The sequence below is a fragment of the Pseudomonas sp. R1-1 genome, assembly GCF_051132135.1.
GTDB lineage: Bacteria > Pseudomonadota > Gammaproteobacteria > Pseudomonadales > Pseudomonadaceae > Aquipseudomonas.
Genome location: NZ_CP071663.1, coordinates 1,689,008 through 1,715,677 on the forward strand (window position 1 = coordinate 1,689,008; position 26,670 = coordinate 1,715,677).

A 26,670-nucleotide genomic window follows, 5' to 3' on the forward strand; every position below is an offset into this window, starting at 1 on the left:
AAATGTGCCAGCGATGGCGAGGCCGGCACAAGCGCGTTGGTCTGATGACCGAACCTGGAGTTGCCGCAAGCCCGGCAATCTTGAATAATCGTGCTCAACTGAGAATTACTTGCAGATACTCATGACTCCTGTTTCCGTTGGCCAGCCACGCATTCTTTCCATCGAAGACGATCCGGTGCTCGGTGCCTACGTGCATGAACATCTGGGCCGCAGCGGCTTTAAGGTGACCTGGTGCCAGAATGGCGAGGAAGGCCTCAACATCGCCAGGGACCAGCCGTTCGACGTGGTGCTGATGGATATCCTCTTGCCGGGCCTGGACGGCTTGAACCTGTTGACGCAATTGCGCCAGAGCCATTCGACCCCGGTGCTGTTGATGTCGGCACTTGGCGCCGAGGCCGATCGCATCAGCGGCTTTCGTCTCGGTGCCGACGACTATTTGCCCAAGCCGTTCAGCATGGCCGAGTTGCATGTGCGTATCGAAGCGATCCTGCGCCGTGTCGCCCTCGATCGCCGTCCGGCGGCGGCTGCGCTGCCGGCAGCAAGCGGGGCGCTGCGCTTCGACGATGAACAGTGCGAGGTGTTTTTCCGCGAGCAAGCCGCCGGGCTGACCCGCAGCGAGTTCCGCTTGCTCGACACCCTCAACCGCAACGAGGAGGAAGTGCTGAGCAAAGCCTTCCTTTATCAGCATGTGCTGCAGCGCGGCTATGCCGCCCATGACCGCAGCCTCGACATGCACATCAGCCAGATCCGCCGCAAACTCAAAGCCATCGGTTACACCGAGCGCGAAGTGCGCACGGTTTGGGGCAAGGGCTACGTATTGAGTGGCGCCGATGAAACGCTCTGAACTGCCAGGGCGGCATTCGCTGTTCTGGAAACTGGCTTTGCTGCTGGTGGCGTTCTGTCTGCTGATGATCTGGCTGAGCTGGTCGTGGGGCCGCTACATGGAAGAGCGTAATCAATTCCTCTCCGACGAGGCTCGCGGCACGCTCAGTCGCTATGCCGCCCAAGCGGAGCAGGCGTGGCAGCACGGCGGTCGCCACGGTGTGGATGACTGGCTGCAAAGCATGGAATTGCGCGAGGCCAGTTGGGTCGGCGTGATTGGCGGCAATTTGCAGTCGCTGAGCAGCGAACCGTTGAACGAGGCGGAAGTGCAGCACCTGACCTTTCTGCGCGGCCTCGACTGGCCGATCCACAAAAAGGGCCGACCTTGGCTGCGTGTGCCGTTTCCCCACGAGCCGGCGGCCGGCATTCTCGTCATCGAATTGCCGGAGCGCTTCGTGCCGGGCAAATACCGGGTGTTCTGGCGCGTCATCACCAATGGCGTGATTCCCGGGCTGTTCACTTTGTTGTTGTGCGTCGGCCTGTACCGCTTGCTGGTGGTGCCCCTGAATAATCTGCGCGAACAGGCCAACGCCTGGCGCGCCGACCAATTGAATGTGCGCCTGTCGAGTGGCATGACCCAGCGCCCCGACGAACTCGGTGAGCTGGCCCGCGCGTTCGATTCGATGTCCGAACGTCTGCAAACCACCGTCGCCGTGCAACAGCAACTGTTGCGCGATTTATCCCATGAACTCCGCACGCCACTGAGCCGCCTGCGTGTCGCCAGTGAAGGCGAGCAAGGGCTGCCACAGTTGCGCGAACGCATCGGCCGCGAGGTCGACGGCATGCAGCGGCTGGTCGAAGACACTTTGCAACTGGCCTGGCTCGACACCGACCGCACACCGTTACCGGACGAAGCGATCCAGATTCAGGCCCTCTGGGAAATGCTCACCGACAACGCCTGTTACGAAAGCGGCTGGCCGAGCCTGCAGTTGCAATGTTCGGTCGATGCGTCGTGCTGGGTACGCGGCCATCTCAATACCTTGGCGCAAGCGCTGGAGAATATTTTGCGCAATGCCATTCGGCATTCGCCCGAGGGCGGCATCGTCCGGCTCGCTGGCCGGCGTGATGGTGCTTATTGGCATTTTTGGCTGGAAGACCAGGGCGGCGGCGTGGCTGAAGCGGATCTGGAGCGAATTTTTTCGCCGTTCATCCGACTCGACGGCTCGCGGCCCGGTGATGGCGGGTTTGGTTTGGGCTTGAGCATTGCGCGCAATGCGGTGCAGCGCCAGGGCGGGTTGCTCTGGGCCGAGAATGCCGGGGCGGGGCTGCGGCTGAATTTGCGCTTGCTGGCGGATGATGGTGTCGCCAGTTCTGACGCGTTCGCGAGCAGGCTCGCTCCCACAATGGAGCTGGGTTCGGCGCAGGTTGTGTGAACAACATAACTCTTTTGTAGGAGTGAGCCTGCTCGCGATGTAGTCCATCCATGGCTTCAATACCGCTGGGTTGACGGAGCGCTCGCCTTTTTCTGTATGACATTTCCCAAGCGGCACCAGCGGTCATTTCAGGCTTCCTGAACGGTTTAGGCTCGTGCTTCACCTAACCTTCAAGGAATTGCGCATGAATGCATCCAGCCTTACCGGCAGCTCAGATGGCGATCGTTTCAATGAAGTGCTCGCGTTGATTCACAGTTCCAGGCATAAGGCCATGCAGGCGGTCAATACACAGCTGATTGAGCTTTATTGGCAGGTGGGGGCGCACATCAGTCGTAAGATTGAGCGGGCGGAGTGGGGCGATTCCGTGGTGGGCCAATTGGCCGAACATTTGGCTCTGACACAACCGGGATTACGAGGGTTCACCCGTCGGAATCTGTTTCGGATGCGCCAGTTTTATGAGGCTTATCGGGGTGATCAGAAAGTGTCAGCACTGCTGACACAATTGCCGTGGACTCATAATTTACTCATTTTGACTCAGAGTAAGCTCTCTGAAGAGCGTGAGTTTTATCTGCGGATGGCCATTCAGGAGAAATGGTCTACAAGAGAGTTGGAACGCCAATTCAAAACGGCTCTGTTCGAGCGAAGTGTCACTGATCCAGCAAAAGCCTCCGCGGCACTGCAGCAATCCCGCCCCGAAGCTCTCGAGATATTCCGCGATTCCTACGTGGTCGAATTTCTCGATCTGCCCTCTGCTCATTCTGAAACCGATTTGCACCAGGGACTGCTATCCCGCCTCAAGGAATTCCTGATCGAACTTGGTCGCGACTTCTGCTTTGTCGGTTCCGAATATCCGCTGCAAGTCGGCGGCCGGGATTTCTCACTCGATCTTTTGTTCTTCCACCGAGGGCTCAACTGCCTTGTAGCCATTGAACTCAAGGTCGGCCGTTTTGAGCCGGAATACCTCGGCAAGCTGGATTTCTATCTGGAGGCGCTGGATCGCAATGTGCGCAAGCCTCACGAAAACCCAGCGATCGGAGTTCTGCTTTGTGCGAGCAAGGAAGATGAGGTGGTCGAGTACGCTCTCAATCGTAGCCTCTCGCCTGCGCTGATTGCGCAATATCAAACCTGTTTGCCGGATAAGCAGTTGCTCCAAGCCAAGTTGCATGAGTTCTACGCACTGGACACCGCCCAAATGGAAAACGCTGACTAGCGTGCGCTTATTCCCATAAACCATAAGCACCGCACTTTGCGTGATATGGCCTGCGCGGGTTTGCCGGTATGATAGGCGCCCCCGCACGTCTGGATTGCGAATACGCCATGACCTTGCAGTACCCAACCATCGCCGATTGCGTCGGCAACACTCCGCTGGTGCGTTTGCAGCGCCTGCCCGGAGCCACCAGCAACACCCTATTGCTCAAGCTCGAAGGGAACAACCCGGCGGGTTCGGTCAAGGACCGTCCGGCGCTGTCGATGATCACCCGCGCCGAGTTGCGCGGGCAGATCCAGGCCGGCGATACGCTGATCGAGGCGACCTCCGGCAACACCGGGATCGCCCTGGCCATGGCTGCCGCGATCAAGGGTTACAAGATGATCCTGATCATGCCGGACAATTCCAGCGCCGAGCGTAAAGCGGCGATGACCGCGTATGGCGCCGAGTTGATTCTGGTCAGCCAGGAAGAAGGCATGGAAGGCGCGCGCGATCTGGCGCAGCGCATGGAAGCCGAAGGCCGTGGCAAGGTGCTCGATCAGTTCGCCAACGGTGATAACCCCGAAGCGCACTACACCACCACCGGTCCGGAAATCTGGCGCCAGACCCAGGGCAGCATCACCCATTTTGTTAGTTCGATGGGCACTACCGGCACCATCATGGGCGTTTCGCGCTACTTGAAAGAGCAGAGCGACAGCGTGCAGATCGTCGGCCTGCAACCGATGGAAGGCTCGGCCATTCCCGGGATCCGCCGCTGGCCGCAGGAATACCTGCCGAAGATCTATCAGGCCGACCGCGTCGACCGCATCGTCGACATGGCGCAAAGCGAAGCCGAAGACGTCACCCGTCGCCTGGCCCGCGAAGAAGGCATCTTCTGCGGCGTGTCCTCGGGCGGTGCGGTGGCAGCGATGCTGCGCTTGTCCAAAGAAGTTGAAAACGCGGTGATCGTCGCGATCATCTGCGACCGTGGCGACCGTTACCTGTCGACCGGCATTTTCGACGCGCCCAACTGATGGCCAAACACGAGAGAGGCCTGCGCTTCCAGCCCACCGGCGGTAGCAAGGCCGCGCAAATCCCGACCGGCAAAAAGCAGCGCTTGAACATCGAGCGCCTGGCCAATGACGGTCGCGGTATCGCCTTTTTCGAAGGCAAAACCTGGTTCGTCCTCGGCGCCCTCGCTGGCGAAGAGGTCGAAGCGCGGGTGCTTGGCGCCCACGGTAAAGTCGTCGAGGCGCGCACCGAGCGCGTGTTCAAGGCCAGCGAATTGCGCCGCCCTGCGCCATGCCCGCACGCCGGTCGTTGCGGCGGTTGCAGCGTGCAGCACTTGCCCCACGACGAACAGCTCGCCCTGAAACAGCGCATGCTCGCCGAGCAATTGTCGCGGGTTGCCGGCGTTGAGCCGCAAGAATGGGCCGCGCCGTTGACCGGCCCGGAGTTCGGCTATCGCCGTCGCGCGCGGATTGCGGTGCGTTGGGACATGAAGGCAAAGCAACTCGAAGTGGGTTTCCGCGCCGCCGGCAGTCAGGACATTGTCGCGATCAGCGAATGCCCGGTGCTGGTACAGCCCTTGCAACCGATCATGACCCGTTTGCCGGAGATGCTGCGGCGCTTGAGCAAGCCGCAAGCGCTGGGGCATGTCGAATTGTTCAGCGGCTCGTCACTGGCCGTGTTGCTGCGGCACATGGCGCCGCTGTCCGAAGCGGACCTGACGGTCCTCAAGGATTTCTGCCAGTTTCATGAGGCGCAATTGTGGCTGCATGGCGAAGGCGAGCCGCAACCGGTCGACGCCAGCCAGGTGCTGGGTTATCGCCTGGAACAGTGGGACCTGGATCTGGCCTACCGCCCCGGCGACTTCGTTCAGGTCAATGCCGGCGTCAACGAGGCGATGGTCGCGCAGGCGCTGGACTGGCTGAAGCCGAGGGCAGAGGAACGCGTGCTGGATCTGTTTTGCGGTCTCGGCAACTTTGCGTTGCCCTTGGCTCAAAGCGTGCGTGAAGTGGTCGCGGTCGAAGGCGTACAGACCATGGTCGAGCGCGCCAAAGCCAACGCCGTCAGTAACAATTTGCATAACACAAAGTTTTTTCAAGCCGATTTATCCCAGCCTTTGACCGATGCCCAGTGGATCGGAAACGGCTTTTCTGCGGTACTCTTGGACCCACCCCGTGACGGTGCTTTCGAGGTGGTGCGCAAGCTGGCGAGCCTGGGTGCCAAACGGCTGGTGTATGTGTCGTGCAACCCTGCAACTCTGGCGCGCGACACGGTCGAATTGATCAAGCAGGGCTACCGGTTAAAACGTGCCGGGATTCTCGATATGTTTCCTCAGACGGCACATGTCGAGGCCATGGCGTTATTTGAAGCGAGCCAGGACGGCTCGTCTGAATCCGTCTGATCTGTCCGTGCCGCGCTCGCCTGAGCCCCGCGAGCGCCACCGGACGATGAGGATCAGCGATTTGACGCATTGAATCTGCGTCGTAGGGAAGGTAAAGCGACATGGTACAGGTGAGAGCACACCAGCCGATCAACACCGACGGCAGTATCAATCTCGAGGCTTGGCTCGATCACGCGGTCAGTGTCGATCTGGCACTGGATCGCGAAGCCTTGAAGGAAGCCTGCGAGTTCGCTCGCGAGGCGGAGCAGCAATCCAACGCGAAGAAGAATCTGTGGGCCGAGGGCTCCGGCAGTTTCAGCACCGGGCTTGAAATCGCCGAGATCCTCGCCGACCTCAAGCTCGATCAGGATTCGCTGGTCGCGGCGGTCCTGTATCGCGGCGTACGCGAGGGCCAGATCGAACTCGCCGCCGTCGGCCAGCGTTTCGGCCCGGTGGTGGCCAAGCTGATCGACGGTGTGCAGCGCATGGCTGCCATCAGCGCCAGCCTCAGCCCGCGCCAGTCGATGGTCATGGGCACGCAAGGGCAGGTAGAGAACCTGCGCAAGATGCTCGTGGCCATGGTCGATGACGTGCGCGTCGCGCTGATCAAGCTGGCCGAGCGCACCTGCGCGATCCGTGCGGTGAAGACCGCTGACGACGAAAAACGTAACCGCGTCGCCCGCGAAGTCTTCGACATTTATGCGCCGCTCGCGCACCGCCTCGGCATCGGTCATATCAAGTGGGAACTGGAGGACTTGTCCTTCCGTTACCTCGAGCCCGATCAATACAAACAGATCGCCAAGTTGCTCCACGAGCGACGGCTGGACCGCGAGCGTTTCATCGCTGACGTGATGACCCAGCTCAAGGATGAATTGCAGGCCACCGGTGTCGAGGCCGACATCAGCGGGCGGGCCAAACACATCTATTCGATCTGGCGCAAAATGCAGCGCAAGGGTCTGGAGTTCAGCCAGATCTACGACGTGCGTGCGGTGCGCGTGCTGGTTCCGGAAATGCGCGACTGCTACACCGCGCTGGGCATCGTCCACACCTTGTGGCGGCACATCCCGAAAGAATTCGACGACTACATCGCCAACCCGAAAGAGAACGGCTATCGCTCGCTGCACACCGCGGTGATCGGCCCGGAAGGCAAGGTCCTCGAGGTACAGATCCGTACACACTCGATGCACGAAGAGGCCGAACTCGGCGTCTGCGCGCACTGGCGCTACAAGGGCACTGACGTCAAATCCGGTTCCAACCACTACGAAGAGAAAATCTCCTGGCTGCGTCAGGTGCTCGAGTGGCACGAAGAGCTGGGCGACATCGGCGGGCTGGCCGAACAGCTGCGCGTCGATATCGAGCCGGACCGGGTCTACATCTTTACCCCCGACGGTCACGCCATCGACTTGCCCAAAGGCGCGACGCCGCTGGACTTCGCCTACCGCGTGCACACCGAGATCGGCCACAACTGCCGCGGCGCGAAGATCAACGGGCGCATCGTCCCGCTCAACTACAGCCTGCAGACCGGTGAACAGGTCGAGATCATCACCAGCAAGCACGGCACGCCGAGCCGCGACTGGTTGAACTCGAACCTCGGTTACGTCACCACGTCGCGGGCGCGGGCGAAGATCGTGCACTGGTTCAAATTGCAGGCGCGCGACCAGAACGTCGCGGCCGGCAAGACCCTGATCGAGCGCGAACTGACGCGCCTCGGCCTGCCGGCAGTGGACTTCGACAAGCTGGCCGACAAGGCCAACATGAAAACCGCCGAAGACATGTTCGCCGCCCTCGGTGCCGGCGACTTGCGCCTGGCGCAACTGGTCAACCTCGCGCAGCAACTGGTCGAGCCGGAACGCGGCAACGAACAGCTGGAACTGATCCCGCGTAAAGCCACCGGCTACAAACCGGGCAAGCGTGGCGACATTCAGATCCAGGGCGTCGGCAACCTGATGACGCAGATGGCCGGCTGCTGCCAGCCGCTGCCGGGCGATGCGATCGTCGGCTACATCACTCAGGGCCGCGGCGTGAGTATTCACCGTCAGGACTGCGCCTCGGTGCTGCAACTGGGCGGTCGCGAGCCGGAGCGGATCATTCAGGTCAGCTGGGGCCCGGTGCCGGTGCTCACTTATCCGGTGGACATTGTCATCCGCGCCTACGACCGTTCCGGTCTGCTGCGTGACGTCTCGCAGGTGCTGCTCAACGAGCGCATCAACGTGCTGGCGGTCAACACCCGCTCGAACAAGGAAGACAACACCGCACTGATGTCGCTGACCATCGAGATTCCCGGTCTGGACGCGCTGGGACGCTTGCTGGGGCGGATTTCGCAGTTGCCGAACATCATCGAAACGCGGCGTAACCGTACCCCGTGAAGACCAACGCCGATTGATCGTTCCCACGCTCCGCGTGGGAATGCCTCAAGGGACGCTCTGCGTCCAGTGACGCGGAGCGTCACGGGCTGCATTCCCACGCAGAGCGTGGGAACGATCAATATGGAAGAGAGTTATAAAATTGTATTCACTCGAAGACCTGCTCCACCTGATGTCCCGCCTGCGCGATCCGCAGTTCGGTTGCCCATGGGACATCAAGCAGACTTACGCGACCATCGTTGCGCACACCCTCGAAGAAGCCTACGAAGTGGCCGACGCCATCGAGCGCGGTGACTTCGATCATTTGCAGGGAGAACTTGGCGATCTGCTGTTTCAGGTGGTGTATTACAGCCAGTTGGCCAAGGAAGAAGGGCGTTTCGAATTTGCCGGGGTGATCGACAGCATCACCCGCAAGCTGATCCGCCGGCATCCGCACGTATTCCCCACCGGCGATCTGTACGCGCCGCTCGACGTGCCGCGTCTGAGCGAAGCGCAGGTCAAGCAGCGCTGGGAAGAGATCAAGGCCGAGGAGCGCGCGGAGAAGTCCGCAGCGCCCGAGCAGTTGTCCTTGCTCGACGATGTGCCGGCCGCGCTGCCGGCATTGTCGCGTTCCGCGAAGTTGCAAAAGCGCGCCGCACAGGTCGGTTTCGACTGGCCTGATGCCTTACTGGTGCTCGACAAGGTGCGTGAAGAGCTCGACGAAGTGCTCGAAGCCATGGCCGAAAACGATCCCGTCGCAGTGGCCGACGAGGTCGGCGACCTGCTGTTCTCCGTGGTCAATCTGGCCCGGCATCTGAAGGTCGATCCGGAAACCGCATTGCGTGGCGCCAATGGCAAGTTTGAAAGACGTTTCCGTTTTATCGAACAGGCATTGCGCGACACCCACCGTCCCATGGAAGATTGTACCCTCGAAGAGTTGGACGCCCTCTGGGGCGAAGCCAAACGTCAGGAAAAGAATGTGCCCGGCTGCGGCTGAGCCACTGCCCAAGTGAGTAAGCACCATGAGTATTTCCCTTCGCGACCAGTTGCTCAAAGCAGGCCTGGTCAATCAAAAGCAGGCCAAGCAGGTCAGCAAGGACAAGCAGAAGCAGCAGCGCCTGGCTCACAAGGGTCAGATCGAACTGGATGACTCGCAGCAGCGCGCCGCTCAGGAAGCCATGGCCGAGAAGGTCAAGCGCGACCAGGAGCTGAACCGTCAGGCGAAAGAGAAGGCCGAAGCCAAGGCGCGTGCCGCGCAGGTCAAGCAGTTGATCGAAGTCTCGCGTCTGCCGAAGCTGACCACCGAGGACTACTACAACTTCGTCGACGACAAGAAGGTCAAGCGCATCTCGGTCAACACGCTGATGCGCAACAAGCTCAGCAATGGTTCACTGGCGATCGTCCATCATAACGGCGGTTACGAAGTGATCCCCCGTGAAGCCGCGCTGAAGATCCAGGAGCGCGACCCACAGCGCATCGTCCAGCTCAACGTGAAGACCGAAGAGGTCAGCACCGAGGACGATCCGTACGCGGCGTACCAGATCCCGGATGACCTGATGTGGTAATCCGCTGAAGGCCACAACGACAAACCCCGCTCATGGCGGGGTTTGTCGTTTTCAATGCTGTGGTTGTTTCAGGAGGAGCGGGCGTCGCGTTGTTGCTCTTGGACTTCGAGTTCGGCCTTGTAGTTATGGGCATCGACTTCGCTGTGGAACATGCCGACCAGCATGTCTTGTTGATGCACATCCCAGATGCGGATACCGGCGGCTACGCCTTCGTGGGACATGTGTGAATCGTCGCGTTCAGTTACTTTTACAGTCATCTGCTAGCTCCAAATCTCAGGTTGTCTGCAGCAAGGCCTGTGCAGGACTCTGTTATAGGTTTTGTTAGCCAGCTAAGTAAACGCCCGATTTGCGCAAGGTGTTGTTGCGTATTTTGCAACAGTGCTGCAGCCCGCGTAATCCGCGACATTCGGTCGCAGGGCGTTTGGTTTCATGACAAACGTTTCATCTTCAGACACCCCTAAATTGATCGTTGATCGTTCCCACGCTCTGCGTGGGAATGCCTCAAGGGACGCTCCGCGTCCAGTGACGCGGAGCGTCACGGGCTGCATTCCCACGCAGAGCGTGGGAACGATCATTGGGTGGAGTCATGAGGTTTTGGCAGACCAAAAAAAACGCCCCGAACCAGTCGGGGCGTTTTCATGTGCGGCGAAGCTGCGGGGAATTACTTGCCTTCCCAACGTTTCAGCACCAGCGTGGCGTTGGTGCCGCCGAAGCCGAAGCTGTTGCTCATCACGGTGTTGATGGTGGCGTTTTCACGGGTCTTGGTCAGCACCGGCAGGTCGGCCACTTCTGGGTCCAGCTCGTCGATGTTGGCGGAGCCGGCAATGAAGTTGCCTTCCATCATCAGCATGCAGTAGATCGCTTCGTGAACGCCGGCGGCGCCCAGGGAGTGACCGGACAGGCTCTTGGTCGAGCTGATCGCCGGAGCCTTGTCGCCGAACACTTCACGCACACCTTTCATTTCCGCGACGTCACCGACCGGAGTCGAGGTGCCGTGGGTGTTCAGGTAGTCGATCGGGGTGTCGACGGTGGACAGCGCCTGCTGCATGCAGCGGATCGCGCCTTCGCCACTCGGGGCAACCATGTCGTAGCCGTCGGAGGTCGCGCCGTAGCCGACGATTTCCGCGTAGATTTTCGCGCCGCGGGCCAGAGCGTGTTCCAGCTCTTCGACCACGACCATGCCGCTGCCGCCCGCGATGACGAAACCGTCACGGTCGGCGTCGTAGGCACGGGAAGCCTGTTCAGGCGTTTCGTTACGCTTGCTGGACAGCGCGCCCATGGCGTCGAACAGGAACGACTGGCTCCAGTGTTCTTCTTCACCGCCGCCGGCGAAGACGATGTCCTGCTTGCCCATCTGGATCTGTTCCATGGCGGTACCGATGCAGTGAGCGCTGGTGGCGCAGGCAGACGCGATGGAGTAGTTCAGGCCCTTGATCTTGAACGGGGTGGCCAGGCAAGCAGAAACGGTGCTGCTCATGGTCCGCGTTACGCGGTACGGGCCAACGCGCTTCACGCCTTTCTCGCGCAGGATGTCCAGCGCTTCCATCTGGTTCAGCGTGGAGGCACCACCGGAACCGGCGATCAGGCCAGTGCGCGGGTTGGACACTTGCTCTTCGGTCAGGCCGGAGTCAGCAATGGCGTCTTTCATGGCCAGGTAGGCGTAAGCCGCTGCGTGACCGACGAAGCGATAGATCTTGCGATCGATCAGTTCTTCAAGGTTGAGGTCGATGGAGCCGGAAACCTGGCTACGCAGACCCATTTCGGCGTATTCCGGGTTGAACCGGATGCCAGGGCGGCTTGCACGCAGGTTAGCGGAGACGGTCTCTTTGTCATTGCCCAGGCACGAAACGATGCCCAGACCAGTGATAACGACGCGGCGCATGCGAATAACCCTTAGAAGTTGTCAGTGGAGGTGAACACGCCGACGCGAAGGCCTTCGGCGGTGTAGATTTCGCGACCGTCGACAGTCACCGAACCATCGGCGATGGCCAGGTTCAGCTTGCCCTTGAGGACGCGTTTGATATGAATGTTGTAAGTGACTTTCTTGGCGGTCGGCAGGACCTGGCCGAAGAATTTCACTTCGCCCGAACCCAGCGCACGGCCGCGGCCCGGCAGGCCTTGCCAGCCCAGGAAGAAGCCGACCAATTGCCACATGGCATCCAGACCCAGGCAGCCCGGCATTACCGGATCGCCTTCGAAGTGGCACGCGAAGAACCACAGGTCAGGGTTGATATCCAGCTCGGCGACCAATTCACCTTTGCCGTACTTGCCGCCTTCTTCGCTGATCAGGGTGATGCGATCCACCATCAGCATGTTCGGGGCGGGCAGTTGCGCGTTACCTGGGCCGAACAGCTCACCGCGACTGCAGCGCAGCAGATCTTCCCGAGTAAAGGCGTTTTGTTTGGTCATGCGAGCTCCTCAATAATCCCATGCGGCAGGTGGGGCAAATCTTCCCGACCGTTCGAAGCGTTCATGCCTCGAACCGGCAGCCTACTCATAGACTATTGCGTTGTGGTGAAAGTCACAGCACCAAGGACATGAATGTACACTTGTGCACTGAAATTTTTATTCAAGCCCCTTTTGGGGCTCGTTCGGGTGCCTAAGACTGCCGCACTTTCGCTTTTCACGCCAGTCGCAGATGGTCGAAAGGCCCACGTTACGACACCCAGCGCTGCAGAATCTGCTGCAGATCATTACGTTTGAACGGCTTCGCCAGATAATCGTTCATCCCCGCCGACAGGCAGGTTTCGCGGTCGCCCTGCAAGGCATTGGCGGTCAGGGCGATGATCGGCACCTCGCTGCGTCCGGGCAGGCGGCGGATCTGCCGCGTGGCCTCGTAGCCGTCGATGATCGGCAAGCGGCAATCCATCAAAATCGCTTCGAAAGCGCCGCTCTCGGCACTGCGCACGGCTTGCGCGCCATCGGTGGCGACGGTGACCGCAAAGCCCAGACTGCGCAGCATCGCTTCGATCACGGTCTGATTCACCGGGTTGTCTTCGACCAGCAGCACATGGCGGCCTTCGCCGTGTTCCCTGGCGTTGAGCGCTCGCGGCGCGGCCAGCGGCAGCAAGGCCTGTTTGTACAGCGCCAAGGGGATTTCCAGGGTGAACACCGAGCCGCGACCTTCCTCGCTTTGCGCGCGCAACGTGCCGCCCATGCGCTCGGCCAAAGTGCGGGCGATCGGCAAGCCGAGCCCGGTGCCGCCGTAACGCCGCGAGATCGAGCTGTCGGCCTGCTGAAAGGCGTTGAACATCAGTTCCAGGCTTTCGGAGGAAATACCGATGCCGCTGTCGCGCACCGAGCAGGTGAACCACAGCAGTTCGTGATCCAGCGATTGCCACTGCGCCTCGATACTGACACGGCCCTGCTCGGTGAACTTCAGCGCGTTGCCGACCAGATTGACCAGAATCTGCCGGATCCGCGTCGGATCGCCCTGCACCTGCAAGCCGCGCAGGTCATCGGGGATGCGCAGGTTCAAGGCCAGACCACGTTGCGCCGCGCTGTGCTGGAACGACTGCGCGCAGGCGCCGATCAGTTCGGCGAGGTTGAACGGAATGTGCTCCAGCTCCAGTTCCGAACGTTCGATGCGCGAGAAATCGAGAATGTCGTTGATCACCTTCAGCAGGTGTTCGGTGGACTCCGAAGCGAGGGCGGCGTATTCGACCTGCTCGTCGGTCATCTCGGTGGTTTCGAGCAATTGCAGCATGCCCAGTACGCCGTTCATGGGCGTGCGCAGTTCATGGCTCATCATCGCCAGAAAGTCGGATTTGGCGTTGTTGGCCTTTTCTGCCTCTTCACGGGTCTGGATCAGTTGCGCCATTGCCTGATGCTGCTCGCGGCTGGCCTGTTCCAGCGCCTGGGCGAGGTTGTTGATGTGTTGCGACAGGGCGCCGAGTTCGGTGTCGTCGACTATCGGCAGCGGGGCTTTGTAATCGCCATCCTGAATCGCCTTGACCGCATCACCGATTTTGCGGATCGGCTGCGACAGACTGCCGGCCAGACGCCGTGCCAGCACAAAGGTAAAAAGCAGGGCGAACAGCGCGAGAATGGCAGCCTTGAGGAGGATTTCCTGCTGGCGCTGACTGAACGCATCGTTGGACAGACCGACGATCACCCGCCCCAGATAGTCCTCGCCAGTCCCGCCATTGCTGACTTTGCCATCTTGGAAAAAATCATTGTGCAGAGCGATGCGTTGCAGGCGCACCGGTGCCTGGAACACTTCGACCTGATGCGGCCGCCGGTGCGCATCGGCCGGTTGCTCGACGTAGACCAGAATCCGGTTGGCGCTGTCCTGGACCTCAAGAAAACGCACATTGGGCGTGGCTAGCGTGGCTTTGAGCAGGCTTTCCAGCACTTCGTTATTACCGGAAATCACCCCGTATTCGGTGGCGGGCGCCAGTTGGTTGGCAATCAGTTGCCCGGTGTGAGTCAGCTCCTGACGCAGATCCTGAATGCGCACAAAGGTGAAGAAGCTGATCAACAGCAAGGTCAGCAACAGTGCCGGGCCTAGACTGATCAACTGGGTGCGGGTGTTGATGTCCCAACGGCGACGGAAATTCATGGGCGGCGCTCTCCTTCAGCCAGCAGGCTGGCGACAGACACATCATCGGGCGGTTCGATACCCAGAGAACGAGCCACCTGCGCATTACTTGAGACTTTGAAGCGTGCGGGATAGAGCGCTCGTGGCCAACTGGCCGGTGGCTGGTCGAGCAACTGGTCGAGCAGACTCAGCCAGTCGTGCTGATCGCTGTAGGTGCTGGCGAGGCTGCCGGCCCGGACGAAGGCGATGTTGGGGCCCACCATTGCCGTCTGCCGCGAATAGCTGCTGAGCAACAGGTTTTTCGCAGTTTTCGGGCTGTACAGATCGGGATCGTCGAGGCCGAGCAGCACGTCGCTGTTCTTCAGCACCGCTTGCAACGGGCGGCTGTCGTGGATGTTGTCCCAGCGCTGACTGAAAACATGCAGGCCCAACGGTTCGGCGGCGAGGTTGAGTTCCTTGAGGAGAAATTCGCTGTGCTCGCCGAACAGCACCCCCACGCGCCGCGCCTGCGGCAGAATTCGCCGGATCAATTGCAATTGCCGGCTCAACGGCGGATCACTCCAGAGCAGACTCAAGCGCACCGGCTGGCTGCTGCCCAAGCGTTGCCGCGCCTGCAAGCGGCTGATGCGCAACACCAGCGTCGCCGGGCCCTGAGGTTCTTGCAGGCGCCAGTCCAGACTCGGCAAATCCAGCAGGATCAAGCGCAGGCTGGCCGGCAATTTGCCCGGCGCCGGCAAACTGGCCAATGGCTGGAAACGCACGCTGTCGGTCGGGCGCAACTCGCTCAGCGCCTGGACGAAGGCTTGCACGCCGGGGCTGTCCTCGGCGCCGGTCAGCAGGATGTCGGCGGCCTGCACCGCGACCCCGTGCAGCCACGCACTGACGAACAGAAACAGCCCGGCCAGCCAGTGACTCAGGGTCGGTGTCTTCCGTGACCGGCCGTAGCGCATCCTAGAACTCCAGCTCGGCGCTGACATACATGACCCGGCGCTCGTCGTAGTTATTGTCGACGAAGGTGTTCGGTTCATGATCGAGGCGCTGCTGCAACACGCCGGCGAGCTGCAACTGCGCCTTGCCCAGTGCAATGCGTTTGGCAATGCGCGTGTCGACTCGCTCGAAGCGGTAGCCGTTGAGTGCGTTGTCGCCGTAATAGAAGAGGGCGCTGTTCCAGCCGTGGCCCCAATCGCGCAGCCAGCCGGCCGAGCCGCTGTTGCGCGAGGTGAATTGCTGATCGAGTGGATTGCTCGCCTCGGCATCGACGAAGGCGTAGGTGAAGCGCAACCGGTCGGCGCGGCTCACGCGCCAGTCGAGCTGAGTCTCGGTGCCGCGAAATCGTGAGCTGTTGGCATTGCTGGCGATGTATTGGTTGTTGCGCAGCGGCTCGCTGATCATCCCGGTGATCTCGTCGTAGAACAGCTTCACGTCGAGCGCCAGGCCAAGTTCGGCGAAATAGCCGTTGTAGCCCAGCTCTCGCGAGCGCATGTGCTCCTGATCGAGATCGCCCGGGCCACGGGTTTTGACAAAGTAGCGTGCCGAGGATTGACCGTAAGCCGAGGGCCGCAGGTTGCTGACCTGATAGCTCCAGTTGACATTGTTCTCGAACATGTCCGGCGAGCGGATCGCCTCCGAGTACACCGCGCGCAGACTGTGGCGCGGGTTGATCAGGTAATTCACGGCGAAGCGCGGGGTCAGCGAATTGCCGATCAACCGGGTGTCTTCGAACATCGCGCCGCCCTGCAACAGCCAGTGCTCGGTCGCGCGCCATTCCAGTTGGCCGAACGCGCGCCAGGTGGTGTCGTCGAGCGTGCCGTTGAAGTAGGTTTCGGAGTCGGCGCGGTCGTAACGGTAGTTCAGGCCGCTGACCAGGCGCAGGCTGTCGGACAGGCTGAGGGTGTCTTGCAGTTCAAGGTCATAGCGCGATTCCCGTGCGCTCTGGTCGATGTCACCGCACAGGGTTCGGCTCGCGCCGTTGCGCCATTGGTCGAGCACCTGATTGCCCAAGGCCATTTCCTGCGCTGTGCCGGGTGCCGCGCCGGGTCCGGTGAAGCGAGTGATGTTGCGCGCCAGCCGCTCGGTGTAATTGGGATTGAGTTGCCACAGTTGCGTCAGCTCGGGGCTGAACGATACCTCGGCATCGCAGGCGCGCCAGGTCTGCTGACGGTCCCAGTGTTGCGCCGAGCCCTGGACATACAGGCTGTGCTGCGGGTTGATGTCGAGGTTCCAGCGCACCGAGCCGGCGTAATCCTTGGCCACCACGTCGGAATTGTTCCCGGCGGCGGTAATCCCCGAGAACACCGGTTGGTAGGTGTAAGGCCTTTGATTGGTGCCGTCCTTGGCGTTGATCTGCCAGTCGAGGCTTTGATCATCGCTGAGGGTATGACTGACGGCGAGGCTCAGGCGATTCAAGCGGCGGCTGTCGCGGTAATCTGCGCCGCTGCGATCGCTGTCGAAGCCATCATCTTCCTGACCGGACAACGAAAGGCGCAGATCGCCGCCATTCCAGCTGCTGCCCTGGCTGGCATAAAAGTCACTGATACCGCGCTGGCCACGGGTGTACTTCAGCCGGGTGCCGTGGCTGTCTGCCGGGTGGCGGGTAATGATGTTGACCACCGCCATCAGCGCATTGGCGCCATAGCTGACGGTGTTCGGGCCACGAAAGACTTCGACGCGCTCGATGTCTTCCATGGCCACCGGAATGTCGCTCCAGTCCACCGTCGCCAGCCCGGCGCGGTACACCGAACGGCCATCGATCAGTACTTGCATGCGCCGTGCTTCGCTGGCGTTGGTCCCGTGATAGTTGACCGCGGCCTGATTGCCACTGATGTTGCCGACCATCATGCCCGGCACCAGGCGCAGCAGTTCGCTGATGTCGCGGGCGCCGCTGGCGTTGATCAATTCGTTATCGAGTACGGTCATGCTGCCGGGCACTTCCGCCGGCGTTTGTTTCAGGCGTGTGGCCGTCAGCACTTGCGGCAGTGCTTCGCTGTCGACGAACAGGTCATCCGCCTGCGCGGCCGGGCAGATCAGCAACGCCAGCAACAGGGATGAACGCGAAGGAAGAGAAGCGGCGGACACGACACAGCCTTGAAAGCAAAGAATTGGCGCGCATGTTAACCGAGGGCAGCGACTTTTCCAGTTACGTTGCAGGCATTTTCCTAGGTTTTATTGATCTTCTTCCTACAAGTGTCGGTAATTGTTGCTGGGGCTGGCCGCGACCGGGTCGCCCCGTATAATGCCGCCATCGCCACTGGTATGGATTAACGGATTGCATATGACTGAACAGCGCCCGATTGCGGTCCTGGGAGGCGGAAGTTTTGGTACCGCCGTGGCCAATCTGCTGGCCGAAAACGGCCATCAAGTCCGGCAGTGGATGCGTGACCCCGCGCAGGCCGAAGCCATCAGGGTCAATCGCGAAAACCCGCGTTACCTCAAAGGCATCAAGATTCTTCCGGGGGTGACCGCGGTTACCGACCTGCAGGCAACCCTCGACGCCTGTGATCTGTGCTTTGTCGCGCTGCCGTCCAGTGCGCTGCGCACGGTACTTGCCGCCCACGCCGAGCGGTTGAGCGGCAAGATGCTGGTCAGCCTGACCAAAGGCATCGAAGCGCAGACCTTCAAGCTGATGAGCCAGATTCTCGAAGAGATCGCGCCGCAAGCGCGCATCGGCGTGTTGTCCGGGCCGAACCTGGCACGGGAAATCGCCGAACATGCGCTGACCGCCACGGTGGTCGCCAGCGAAGACGAAGAACTGTGCAAAGCGGTGCAGGCTGCACTGCACGGCCGGACTTTTCGCGTGTATGCGAGCGCCGACCGGTTCGGCGTCGAACTGGGCGGGGCGTTGAAAAACGTTTACGCGATCATTGCCGGCATGGCCGTGGCCCTGGAAATGGGCGAAAACACCAAGAGCATGCTGATTACCCGCGCGTTGGCGGAAATGACTCGATTTGCGGTGAATCAGGGTGCCAACCCAATGACGTTCCTCGGTCTTGCCGGGGTCGGCGATCTGATCGTCACCTGTTCGTCACCCAAGAGCCGCAACTATCAGGTCGGCTTTGCCCTTGGTCAGGGCTTGAGTCTGGATGAAGCGGTGTCGCGTCTGGGTGAAGTCGCCGAAGGGGTCAACACCCTGAAAGTGCTCAAGGCCAAGTCGCAGGAAGTCGGCGTCTATATGCCGCTGGTCGCCGGGCTTCACGCAATCCTGTTCGAAGGCCGCACGCTGGAGCAGGTGATCGGTCTACTGATGCGCGCCGAGCCGAAAACCGACGTCGACTTTATATCCACCAGCGGTTTCAACTGACTCAGCTGTTACACGCACAGGAAGCAAGCCATGCACGATCCGAAAACCGAAGCCCAGTACGAATCCATCCTCCTGAGGGTGTTGTGGATGATCGTTTACCTGCTGGTCTGGCAAGTGGCGCAGTTCATCCTCGGCGCCGTGGTCCTGGTGCAACTGATCTACCGTTTGATCTACGGCGCACCGAGCGCGAGCCTGATGAATTTCGGCGACAGCCTGAGCCAGTTTCTCGCGCAGATCGGCCGTTTCGGCACGTTCCACAGCGACCAGAAGCCCTGGCCGTTCGCCGACTGGCCGGCGCCGCGCACCCCGGAAGGCGAAGCGCCGCACACCGTGGCGCCAGCCGCGCATCCGGTTCGAGATGAGGAACCCAAGCTATGAAACTCTGGGTATTGCGTCACGGTGAGGCGGTGCCTCATGGCTCGAAAATCGACTCCGAGCGCGAGCTGACCGAACACGGTCGCAAGGAAGTCTTGAATAGCGCCGCGCATTTGATCGGCCAGCCGCTGACGGCGATTTATGCCAGCCCCTATCTGCGTGCGCAGCAAACCGCGCAGATCGTGCGCCAGGCGCTGGGATTCGAGCCGGAGATTCGCACGGTCGAGTGGCTGACGCCGGAGTCCGATCCGGACAAGGTCGCCGAACAACTGGTCTCGGTCAGCAATGTCTTGCTGGTCAGCCACAACCCGCTGGTGGGTAACCTGCTCAGCTATTTGCAGCATGGCGCCGGGCATATGCCGGAGCGGGTCAGCACAGCGGGTCTGGCCGAGCTGGAAAGCCCCGAGCTGGTGATCGGTTCGATGACCCTCAACAGCCTGAAACACCCTTAAGCTGTGAACACCGACCCCTGTAGGAGTGAGCCTGCTCGCGATAGCGGTGTGTCAGTCACCGCTGATATGAATGACACACCGCTATCGCGAGCAGGCTCACTCCTACAGGTCAGCGCATCCATCTGAAATTATTTGTTTGAAAAATCCAACCAAGCACTTGCTTGGTTGACTACGCTTGCTCCAGACCAAAAAACAGGAGCGAGTCGCATGTCTGCCGCCTTCCGTTTGCCGCTGGACGTGTTCTACGAACGGGAAGCCCGGCACCCGCGCCAGCGCTTTCTGGTGCAGCCGATCGGCGGCGGGCAGGTCGAGACCCTGACCTGGGCCGATGTCGGCCATCAGGCCCGCTGCGCCGCGCACTGGCTGCGCTTGCGCGAACTGCCACCTGGCAGCCACATCGCCCTGATCTCGAAAAACTGCGCGCACTGGATCATCGCCGATCTGGCCATCTGGATGGCCGGGCACGTCTCGGTGCCGTTATATCCCAATCTCACCGCCGATTCCGTGGCGCAGGTGCTGACGCACTCCAAAAGCGTGCTGGCGTTTATCGGCAAGCTCGATGACTGGCCGGGCATGTCCAAGGGCATACCGGCCGGTCTGCCGACCATCAGCCTGGCGCTGCATCCGCCCGGCGAATTCGATTTCAGTTGGGCCGATCTGCAACAAAGCTCACCGATCCAGGACGACCCGCGCCCGCCCGCCGAGCAACTGGCGACGATCATCTACACCTCCGGCACCACTGGCCTGCCAAAAGGTGTGATGCACAGTTTCGCCAATCTCGGTTTCGCCACCACGCATGGCACGCAATTGTTCGGGCTCAACGAGAACGACCGGCTGCTGTCGTACCTGCCGCTGTGCCACGTCGCCGAGCGCATGTTCGTCGAGCTGGCGTCGATTTATACCGGGCAGACCGTGTTCTTTGCCGAGAGCCTCGAGACCTTTATCACCGATCTGAAGCGCGCACGGCCGACCGCGATGTTCGGCGTGCCGCGGATCTGGACCAAGTTCCAGATGGGCGTGTACAGCAAGATCCCGGCAAAACGTCTGGATTTTCTTCTTGGTCTGCCGTTTATCGGCAAGCGCGTCGGTCACAAAGTCCTCGCCGGGCTGGGGCTGGATGCCCTGCGCGTGGCGTTGTCCGGCGCCGCGCCGGTGCCGCAGACCTTGCTCGCCTGGTACCAGAAACTCGGCCTCGACGTGCTGGAGGTGTACGGCATGACCGAGGGCTGCGGCTATTCGCACATTTGCCTGCCGGGGCAATACCGGCAGGGCTGGATCGGCAAGCCGTGCCCGCAGGTCGAGGTGCGCATCGATGAATCGGGCGAAGTGCAGGTGCGCAGTCAGGCGACCATGCTCGGCTATTTCAAGGAGCCGCAGAAAACCGCCGAAACCATCACCGAGGACGGGTTCCTGCGCACCGGTGACAAGGGCGAACAGGACGGCGAAGGGCGCCTGCGCCTGACCGGGCGACTGAAGGAAATCTTCAAGACCAGCAAGGGCAAATATGTTGCTCCTGCGCCGATCGAAAATCGTCTGGCAGTGCATTCGCGCATCGAGCAGGTCTGTGTCGTCGGTGACGGATTGAGCGCGCCGTTGGGTTTGTGTGTGTTGTCGACCGTCAATCAGGGAGAGGGGCGGGCGAGTCTGCATTCGAGTCTGGAAAAGCTGCTGGAAGAGGTCAACGCCGCCCTCGACAAGCATGAACGCCTGCGCCGACTGGTGGTGGTCAAAGACAGTTGGGCGGTGGAAAACGGCTTCCTCACGCCAACCCTGAAGATCAAGCGCAATGTCATCGAAGACACCTATGGCAGCCGCTTCGAAGAATGGAGCGAGCGCAACGAGGCGGTGCTGTGGCAGGATTGAGCGACGACCAGAACAACAAAAGGAAGTCTGCGATGAGCGTGTGGCGTACCACTCCGAATATCGAGCAGTTGAACGCGATTCAGAAAAACACCATTGGCGAACTGCTCGACATTCGTTTCGAGGCGTTCGATGACGACTCGCTGACGGCGAGCATGGTCATCGACCATCGCACCCATCAGCCGTACGGCTTGCTGCACGGCGGCGCCTCGGTGGTGCTGGCGGAGACCGTCGGTTCGATGGCCAGTTATCTGTGCATCGATGCGAGCAAATTCTATTGCGTGGGGCTTGAGATCAACGCCAACCACTTGCGCGGCTTGCGCAGTGGCCGGGTGACGGCGGTGGCCAGGCCGATCCATATTGGTCGCACCACGCATGTCTGGGACATCCGCCTGACCAGCGATGAGGGCAAGGCCAGTTGTGTGTCGCGTCTGACGATGGCGGTGGTGCCGTTGGGGCAGACGCCGCCTTCACAGTGATTTACACACTGTTTCGTCGTCCCAGTACGTTCATCGGCAGATCGATCTCGCTGCGCATCTGCGGGTGGTAGCTGTCAGGCGTGGAACTTCGCCACACACTGTTGGCGGCGGTGTATTGATCGAGGGTGAAGTCGCCGTCATCGGCCCAACCCAGTAGCTCGTATATTCCGAGCTGGACATGTTGGCCGAGGTAGATCCGTGCCTCCCCGAATGCACCGAGGCTCGCGACGACCCCTGTGCGAACTGGATCGTCGGCAAGATTTGTGTAGAAGGCGGTTAGCGATGTCAGTGAGGCCGTCAGCATTGCCCCGGCGGTGCGCGTCGTTGCGCTGAACAGCCATTCTCTGACGTCAGGGATCGACGGCGAATCGTTTTGGCGCGTGTATTGTCCGCCCCACCCTGAGTGGATCGCAGTAATGGACACACCATTGAGCCCTTCCACGGCAGCACTGACGGCGACTCCCGCGCCAGCTGCCATTGCCGTTCTAGCTGTGCCACCCGCGAAAAGCAATGCCGTATACGGCACCATGCGCAGGGCGGCGGCAGTGCCAGATGGAGCCAGCGTGACATTGGGGCCGATCTGGGCGATTGCGCGTTGGCCCGCCTCCCTGAGCATGTTCCCGGGCACACTGGCAAGAATGCTGATGGCAGTGACATTCAAGGCTTGTCTGTCGGCCAGATAAGCATAAAGAGGGGCCGCCGCGCCTGCAGCAGCACCGGCAAGGGCAAAAATTCCTGCTGTCAGGGTCTGTACGGCACGGCTCTGATTGCGGCTGCTTGCAATGCGGCTGCCCGCGCCGGCGCCCATTGCACCACCGACGAACGCGCCGACGACGCTGCCCGCGATAGTTACACCCAGATTGACGCCGGGATCGGGCGCAGCATCCGCATCCTCCGAGGCCCATTGCCGCATACCTTGGTCGGCGAAGTATCGAGCCGCGCCGCCGGCCAGGGCACTGAGTCCATCCCGGGCAAAAGTGGCGAGCGCTGCGCCAGTGCCTTCCCTGACCGTGACCAGACCCTGCAAATCCACATGCCCGATCGGGTTGCCGTGGACCATGGCGAACAGGTTCAAGCCGTCCTGCACGCCAAGCGGGTCGGCATTGGGCCAGCGCTGAAGCCACGGCGCGTAGTAGCGAAAACCGTAGTAATACAATCCGGTGGCATCACGTTCCTTGCCTGAATAACGCAGGGTTTTGTAGTTCGCCTCCACCAGACTGCGCCCGGCCCACCAGCAAGTTGAACCGAAGGGGTAATAGCTTTCCTGCGAGATGAGCCGAGCCTGTGCATCGAGCTCCAGTGTGCTCGAATTCAAATGATCGCTGAAGCTGTAGCGCTGCTGATCCTGCGGCATACCGTGCGTACTGGCGGTTGCGAAATGCAGCACTTGCACTGTCGCACGACCAGCCTTGATGGAGATGACATGGACGGTCTGTTCCGCAGTGCTGCGAATCTCCAGACCCGGTAAATAACGGGTCTCATCGATTCGTTGCAGCGATCCGGTGTGCATTCGCCGAATCTTGCGCTGGCGTTGGCCGCTGCTGTCATACACGTAGCGCTCGATGTCATCGGTTTCATCGTCTGCGGAACCTGTGCGGGTTACCAGGTTCGCCTGATGCAATTGGTTGCGTCGATTCCAGTGCAGTGTCTGGCCGTCCTGCAATGTCAGGCGATTGCCATTGGCATCATAAGCCGCGGCGATGTCCTGCTCGTCGGGCAACTGGCCGAGGGATTTTTCCGCCAGGCTGCGATTGCTCGAACCAGCCACAACCGTGCGTTCGGTGCGACTGCCACTGGCGGCACGGTGCTCCATCAACACCAGGTTCGCGGCCGCATCATAGGTGTAGGTGCGCGTGTAATTTTCCAGTTGCTGCGGGTCGGCGGGTGATACGAATGGTGGCAGAAGCGGCCCGCCGGGGGCATTGCGAATCTGTCGCCCGGTGGCTTCGATCAACCGCGACAGACTGTCGTAGCGGTAGCGACAGATCGCTTCGGTCCGCTGGTTGCGATGATGCCCAACCCTCACGGAGCCATCGATGAGGCAGGTGATATTGCCGACTGCGTCATGGTCATAGGTCAGATCCTGCACGACGGAGCCTTCACTGGTCCGGCTGACCAGACGGTGCAGGCGGCCGTCCTCAAGGCTGAAGGTCGCAATGGAAACTACGCCATTGCCGGCGCGCTGGCTTTCCACATGGCCGAACGCGTTGTAGCGGATGTCGCCAACCAGCGCCTGACTGGCGGATTCGGAGGCCAGCATCAGGCGGGTTTCTTCCAATTGGCCGGCGCGGTCCTGCACCAGAATCTGGCAGTTGCCTATGGCATCGGTCTGGGCAATCAATTCGCCCATTGCGTTATAGCCCAAGCGGGTCGTGGCGGGGAGATCCTCCAGATACAACTCGCGATCGGCTTCAACTTCCGGCCAATCCACTGCCCAATCGGGGTCGGCTTTGAAGGTGCGATGCAGATAAACGGGCAGGCCGCTCATCGTGAAAACCTCGGTCTGTAAAGAGCCCGCCGTATCGTCATGACGAATCAGGCGGCCGCAACGATTGTTCGGATCTTCGGCTGTGCCTGGGAAGTAGGTGAAGCGTTCCGTGCACTGCTCAGGCTCATCCTCGCCCTGTTCGTACAAAGCGCCGGGGCGTCGCAGGCTATCGTAACGGGTGCGCAGGTGGTTGCGCTTCTGATCCCAGCCATCGAGCATGGCCCCGTCTTCGGCGTATAGACTCAGGCGCCAGCCTGCATCGGTGTTGTCGCTCAAAAGCGTCGCGTTCGACAAACTGTACACATTGCTTTGGTTGGCGGGCTTGTTCTCGGTGAACAGTCTCGGGTCGCGACTGAATGCTGGGCGACCGGCGCCGTCATACACGTGTTGCGTGATATATCGTTCAGGTGCTGAAACGCTGTCCCGCCGGTGGTACGCCACGCCGCGCAATACCAGTCCGCGCGGGTCGAACGCCTGAACGGCGGGGGTATGAGCATGGGTCATAAGGGCCGGCGATCATGTCAGTGGTAACCCGTCTCTTATCTGTCCGGGCGCCACCGCTGTCAACTGACAGAGCTGACAGTTGACAGGCACGTGTTCATGGCGGTCGATGGGGTATGGCTGTGACATGCCTGTCATCATTCGTGGCCGTTACGGTCATTGCCGCAAGGCGCAGTCTTGAGGACAATCATCGGCATGTTTTCCGCCCATTGGATTTGCCCAGCATGTCGCAACCGATCTTTTTCACCCACGCCAACGGTTTTCCTTCGGGCACCTATGGCAAGTTGTTCGCGGCGCTGGCGCCCGAATACCGGGTTGCGCATCTGGAGCAGCATGCCCATGACCCGCGTTTTCCCGCAGACGACAACTGGTACAACCTCGTCGACGAATTGATCCACCATTTGCAGCAGCAGGATCAGCCGGTGTGGGGTGTCGGTCATTCGTTTGGCGGCGTGCTGCACCTGCACGCGGCGCTGCGTTGCCCCGAGTTGTATCGCGGCGTGGTGATGCTCGATTCGCCGGTGCTGACCCGCGCCGATCAATGGGTGATCCGTGCGGCCAAGCGTTTTGGTTTTATCGACCGCTTGACGCCGGCCGGACGCACATTGGGCCGGCGCGAAGAGTTCGCCGACCTCGACAGCGCGCGCAGTTATTTTGCCGGCAAGACGCTGTTTCGCGGTTTCGACCCCGAATGCTTCGACGCCTACCTGCACCACGGATTGCACAAGGTCGGCGACAAATTGCGCCTGCGTTTCGATCCGGCCACCGAAATCAGCATCTATCGCGGCGTGCCGCACACCAGTCCCGCTCATACGCGACATTTGCAGGTGCCGCTGGCGGTGGTGCGCGGGCACAAGAGCCGCGTGGTGATGCGTCATCACACCCGCTTCGTTTCGCGCCTGGCCCAGGGCGAGGCGCTGAGCATGCCCGGCGGGCACATGTTCCCGCTCGAACGCCCGCAGGATACGGCGCGCTTGTTGAAGACGCTGTTCAGCCGCTGGCAAAGCCGTCAGGACAAGGACTGCGCATGAGCCCGCTTTTCGAAGAAGTGCGCCTGAGCCTGCCGCATATCGAGTTGGCCGCGCATTTGTTCGGCCCCGAAGACGGCTTGCCGGTTATCGCCCTGCATGGCTGGCTCGACAACGCCAACAGCTTTGCGCGTCTGGCACCCAGGCTCAAAGGGTTGCGCATCATCGCGCTGGACATGGCCGGGCACGGTCACTCCGGGCACCGGCCGCACGGTGCCGGCTATGCGCTGTGGGATTACGCCCACGATGTGCTGCAGGTCGCCGAGCAACTGGGCTGGAAGCGTTTCGGCCTGCTCGGGCATTCGATGGGCGCAATCGTCTCGCTGGTGTTGGCCGGCTCATTACCGGAGCGCATCAGCCATCTGGCGCTGATCGACGGCGTGATTCCTCCTACAGATAAAGGCGAAAACGCTGCCGAACGCATGGGCATGGCCCTGCAAGCGCAACTGGATCTGCGTGACAAGCGCAAGCCAGTCTATCCAACCCTCGACCGCGCCATCGAAGCGCGCATGAAAGGGCTGGTAGCAGTAAGTCGGGAAGCGGCCGAGCTGCTGGCCCAGCGCGGTCTGATGCCGGTACCCGGTGGTTACACCTGGCGCACCGACAACCGCCTGACCTTGCCCTCGCCATTACGCCTGACCCAGGAACAGGCGCTGGCTTTCGTTGCGCGCATCGCTTGTCCGACGCAACTGGTCGTGGCGGCCGAGGGCATGCTGGCCAAACATCCCGAGTTGCTGGAGCGTCTGCCCTTTGGCCGGGAACAGTTGGCGGGCGGGCACCATTTGCACCTCAACGACGAGGCCGGCGCGGATCTTGTCGCAGACTGTTTCAATCGCTTCTTCGCCATGCCTTGACTTGCAGCGGGCAACTGTCGAGGCTGGTCGGGTTGAAACGGGAGACGACAACAATGGAT

Annotated in this window: 22 protein-coding genes; 15 read left to right on the top strand and 7 right to left on the bottom strand. The window is 61.1% G+C overall.

Features of this window, described 5'->3' with window-relative positions:
- Nucleotides 1–121: 121 nt before the first annotated feature.
- The 8 genes from J3P75_RS07750 (at nucleotide 122) to J3P75_RS07785 (ending at nucleotide 9,737) form a co-directional block, all read left to right on the top strand.
- The gene (locus J3P75_RS07750) at nucleotides 122–844 is read left to right on the top strand and encodes a response regulator transcription factor (RefSeq protein WP_434596259.1); all 723 of its coding nucleotides are present in this window, start codon (nucleotides 122–124) and stop codon (nucleotides 842–844) included.
- Nucleotides 831–2,255, top strand: coding sequence for a histidine kinase sensor domain-containing protein (locus tag J3P75_RS07755; protein WP_434709831.1), 1,425 nt, complete (start codon nucleotides 831–833; stop codon nucleotides 2,253–2,255). Before J3P75_RS07750 ends, J3P75_RS07755 begins: the two co-directional genes overlap by 14 nt.
- 184 nt (nucleotides 2,256–2,439) lie before the next feature.
- The gene (locus tag J3P75_RS07760; protein ID WP_434709832.1) at nucleotides 2,440–3,465 is read left to right on the top strand and encodes a PDDEXK nuclease domain-containing protein; all 1,026 of its coding nucleotides are present in this window, start codon (nucleotides 2,440–2,442) and stop codon (nucleotides 3,463–3,465) included.
- Nucleotides 3,466–3,572: 107 nt separating this feature from the next.
- The gene (cysM, locus tag J3P75_RS07765; protein ID WP_434711240.1) at nucleotides 3,573–4,475 is read left to right on the top strand and encodes a cysteine synthase CysM; all 903 of its coding nucleotides are present in this window, start codon (nucleotides 3,573–3,575) and stop codon (nucleotides 4,473–4,475) included.
- Entirely contained in the window at nucleotides 4,475–5,851 is a 1,377-nt protein-coding gene (gene rlmD / locus J3P75_RS07770; RefSeq protein ID WP_434709833.1) for a 23S rRNA (uracil(1939)-C(5))-methyltransferase RlmD, read from the top strand. The genes cysM and rlmD overlap by 1 nt, the downstream gene beginning before the upstream one ends.
- A gap of 101 nt (nucleotides 5,852–5,952) precedes the next feature.
- Nucleotides 5,953–8,196 carry a GTP diphosphokinase gene (gene relA / locus J3P75_RS07775; RefSeq protein WP_090285304.1) on the top strand — a complete coding sequence of 748 codons (2,244 nt, stop codon included), beginning with the start codon at nucleotides 5,953–5,955 and terminating at the stop codon, nucleotides 8,194–8,196.
- A gap of 139 nt (nucleotides 8,197–8,335) precedes the next feature.
- Complete coding sequence (gene mazG, locus J3P75_RS07780) at nucleotides 8,336–9,169, top strand: nucleoside triphosphate pyrophosphohydrolase (protein WP_434709834.1); 834 nt, start codon at nucleotides 8,336–8,338, stop codon at nucleotides 9,167–9,169.
- Nucleotides 9,170–9,194: 25 nt separating this feature from the next.
- Entirely contained in the window at nucleotides 9,195–9,737 is a 543-nt protein-coding gene (locus tag J3P75_RS07785; RefSeq protein ID WP_090285301.1) for a DUF2058 domain-containing protein, read from the top strand.
- A 68-nt stretch (nucleotides 9,738–9,805) separates the two neighbouring features.
- Here J3P75_RS07785 and J3P75_RS07790 read toward each other — a convergent pair whose 3' ends face one another.
- The 6 genes from J3P75_RS07790 to J3P75_RS07815 form a co-directional block, all read right to left on the bottom strand.
- Nucleotides 9,806–9,994, bottom strand: a complete 189-nt coding sequence (locus J3P75_RS07790; RefSeq protein WP_434709835.1) for a hypothetical protein — start codon at nucleotides 9,992–9,994, stop codon at nucleotides 9,806–9,808.
- 404 nt (nucleotides 9,995–10,398) lie between these two features.
- Nucleotides 10,399–11,619: a beta-ketoacyl-ACP synthase I gene (gene fabB / locus J3P75_RS07795; protein WP_434709836.1), complete on the bottom strand. Its 1,221-nt coding sequence runs from the start codon at nucleotides 11,617–11,619 to the stop codon at nucleotides 10,399–10,401.
- Between the two features lie 11 nt (nucleotides 11,620–11,630).
- A complete protein-coding gene (fabA, locus tag J3P75_RS07800; RefSeq protein WP_003227150.1) occupies nucleotides 11,631–12,146 on the bottom strand; it encodes a 3-hydroxyacyl-[acyl-carrier-protein] dehydratase FabA in 516 nt (171 codons plus the stop codon).
- 247 nt (nucleotides 12,147–12,393) lie between these two features.
- The gene (locus J3P75_RS07805) at nucleotides 12,394–14,298 is read right to left on the bottom strand and encodes an ATP-binding protein (RefSeq protein WP_434709837.1); all 1,905 of its coding nucleotides are present in this window, start codon (nucleotides 14,296–14,298) and stop codon (nucleotides 12,394–12,396) included.
- Complete coding sequence (locus J3P75_RS07810; RefSeq protein ID WP_434709838.1) at nucleotides 14,295–15,227, bottom strand: ABC transporter substrate-binding protein; 933 nt, start codon at nucleotides 15,225–15,227, stop codon at nucleotides 14,295–14,297. Before J3P75_RS07810 ends, J3P75_RS07805 begins: the two co-directional genes overlap by 4 nt.
- 1 nt (nucleotide 15,228) lies before the next feature.
- Entirely contained in the window at nucleotides 15,229–17,352 is a 2,124-nt protein-coding gene (locus J3P75_RS07815; RefSeq protein WP_434709839.1) for a TonB-dependent receptor plug domain-containing protein, read from the bottom strand.
- A gap of 196 nt (nucleotides 17,353–17,548) precedes the next feature.
- Here J3P75_RS07815 and J3P75_RS07820 point away from each other — a divergent pair, with 196 nt between their 5' ends.
- From J3P75_RS07820 to J3P75_RS07840, 5 genes are all read left to right on the top strand, one after another.
- On the top strand, nucleotides 17,549–18,574 hold the full coding sequence (locus J3P75_RS07820) for an NAD(P)H-dependent glycerol-3-phosphate dehydrogenase (RefSeq protein WP_434709840.1): 1,026 nt from the start codon (nucleotides 17,549–17,551) through the stop codon (nucleotides 18,572–18,574).
- Nucleotides 18,575–18,604: 30 nt separating this feature from the next.
- Nucleotides 18,605–18,952 (top strand): DUF4389 domain-containing protein, encoded by a 348-nt coding sequence (locus tag J3P75_RS07825; protein ID WP_434709841.1) that lies wholly within the window; start codon nucleotides 18,605–18,607, stop codon nucleotides 18,950–18,952.
- Entirely contained in the window at nucleotides 18,949–19,401 is a 453-nt protein-coding gene (gene sixA, locus J3P75_RS07830) for a phosphohistidine phosphatase SixA (protein WP_434709842.1), read from the top strand. Before J3P75_RS07825 ends, sixA begins: the two co-directional genes overlap by 4 nt.
- 207 nt (nucleotides 19,402–19,608) lie before the next feature.
- Nucleotides 19,609–21,264 (top strand): AMP-binding protein, encoded by a 1,656-nt coding sequence (locus J3P75_RS07835; RefSeq protein ID WP_434709843.1) that lies wholly within the window; start codon nucleotides 19,609–19,611, stop codon nucleotides 21,262–21,264.
- 32 nt (nucleotides 21,265–21,296) lie between these two features.
- Nucleotides 21,297–21,740 carry a hotdog fold thioesterase gene (locus J3P75_RS07840; RefSeq protein WP_434596294.1) on the top strand — a complete coding sequence of 148 codons (444 nt, stop codon included), beginning with the start codon at nucleotides 21,297–21,299 and terminating at the stop codon, nucleotides 21,738–21,740.
- 1 nt (nucleotide 21,741) lies between these two features.
- Here the strand turns inward: J3P75_RS07840 and J3P75_RS07845 are convergent, their stop codons facing one another.
- Nucleotides 21,742–24,732, bottom strand: a complete 2,991-nt coding sequence (locus J3P75_RS07845; protein ID WP_434709844.1) for an RHS repeat-associated core domain-containing protein — start codon at nucleotides 24,730–24,732, stop codon at nucleotides 21,742–21,744.
- 221 nt (nucleotides 24,733–24,953) lie between these two features.
- Between J3P75_RS07845 and J3P75_RS07850 the strand changes: the two genes are divergently transcribed.
- Both J3P75_RS07850 and J3P75_RS07855 read left to right on the top strand, forming a co-directional pair.
- The gene (locus J3P75_RS07850; RefSeq protein WP_434709845.1) at nucleotides 24,954–25,760 is read left to right on the top strand and encodes an alpha/beta fold hydrolase; all 807 of its coding nucleotides are present in this window, start codon (nucleotides 24,954–24,956) and stop codon (nucleotides 25,758–25,760) included.
- The gene (locus J3P75_RS07855; protein WP_434709846.1) at nucleotides 25,757–26,611 is read left to right on the top strand and encodes an alpha/beta hydrolase; all 855 of its coding nucleotides are present in this window, start codon (nucleotides 25,757–25,759) and stop codon (nucleotides 26,609–26,611) included. The genes J3P75_RS07850 and J3P75_RS07855 overlap by 4 nt, the downstream gene beginning before the upstream one ends.
- Nucleotides 26,612–26,670 lie beyond the last annotated feature (59 nt).

Coding starts and splice junctions, on each gene's coding strand:
- J3P75_RS07750 (WP_434596259.1), top strand. CDS start 122: ATGACTCCTGTTTCCGTTGGCCAGCCACGCATTCTTTCCATCGAAGAC.
- J3P75_RS07755 (WP_434709831.1), top strand. CDS start 831: ATGAAACGCTCTGAACTGCCAGGGCGGCATTCGCTGTTCTGGAAACTG.
- J3P75_RS07760 (WP_434709832.1), top strand. CDS start 2,440: ATGAATGCATCCAGCCTTACCGGCAGCTCAGATGGCGATCGTTTCAAT.
- cysM (WP_434711240.1), top strand. CDS start 3,573: ATGACCTTGCAGTACCCAACCATCGCCGATTGCGTCGGCAACACTCCG.
- rlmD (WP_434709833.1), top strand. CDS start 4,475: ATGGCCAAACACGAGAGAGGCCTGCGCTTCCAGCCCACCGGCGGTAGC.
- relA (WP_090285304.1), top strand. CDS start 5,953: ATGGTACAGGTGAGAGCACACCAGCCGATCAACACCGACGGCAGTATC.
- J3P75_RS07785 (WP_090285301.1), top strand. CDS start 9,195: ATGAGTATTTCCCTTCGCGACCAGTTGCTCAAAGCAGGCCTGGTCAAT.
- J3P75_RS07790 (WP_434709835.1), bottom strand. CDS start 9,994: ATGACTGTAAAAGTAACTGAACGCGACGATTCACACATGTCCCACGAA.
- fabB (WP_434709836.1), bottom strand. CDS start 11,619: ATGCGCCGCGTCGTTATCACTGGTCTGGGCATCGTTTCGTGCCTGGGC.
- fabA (WP_003227150.1), bottom strand. CDS start 12,146: ATGACCAAACAAAACGCCTTTACTCGGGAAGATCTGCTGCGCTGCAGT.
- J3P75_RS07805 (WP_434709837.1), bottom strand. CDS start 14,298: ATGAATTTCCGTCGCCGTTGGGACATCAACACCCGCACCCAGTTGATC.
- J3P75_RS07810 (WP_434709838.1), bottom strand. CDS start 15,227: ATGCGCTACGGCCGGTCACGGAAGACACCGACCCTGAGTCACTGGCTG.
- J3P75_RS07820 (WP_434709840.1), top strand. CDS start 17,549: ATGACTGAACAGCGCCCGATTGCGGTCCTGGGAGGCGGAAGTTTTGGT.
- J3P75_RS07825 (WP_434709841.1), top strand. CDS start 18,605: ATGCACGATCCGAAAACCGAAGCCCAGTACGAATCCATCCTCCTGAGG.
- sixA (WP_434709842.1), top strand. CDS start 18,949: ATGAAACTCTGGGTATTGCGTCACGGTGAGGCGGTGCCTCATGGCTCG.
- J3P75_RS07835 (WP_434709843.1), top strand. CDS start 19,609: ATGTCTGCCGCCTTCCGTTTGCCGCTGGACGTGTTCTACGAACGGGAA.
- J3P75_RS07840 (WP_434596294.1), top strand. CDS start 21,297: ATGAGCGTGTGGCGTACCACTCCGAATATCGAGCAGTTGAACGCGATT.
- J3P75_RS07845 (WP_434709844.1), bottom strand. CDS start 24,732: ATGACCCATGCTCATACCCCCGCCGTTCAGGCGTTCGACCCGCGCGGA.
- J3P75_RS07850 (WP_434709845.1), top strand. CDS start 24,954: ATGTCGCAACCGATCTTTTTCACCCACGCCAACGGTTTTCCTTCGGGC.
- J3P75_RS07855 (WP_434709846.1), top strand. CDS start 25,757: ATGAGCCCGCTTTTCGAAGAAGTGCGCCTGAGCCTGCCGCATATCGAG.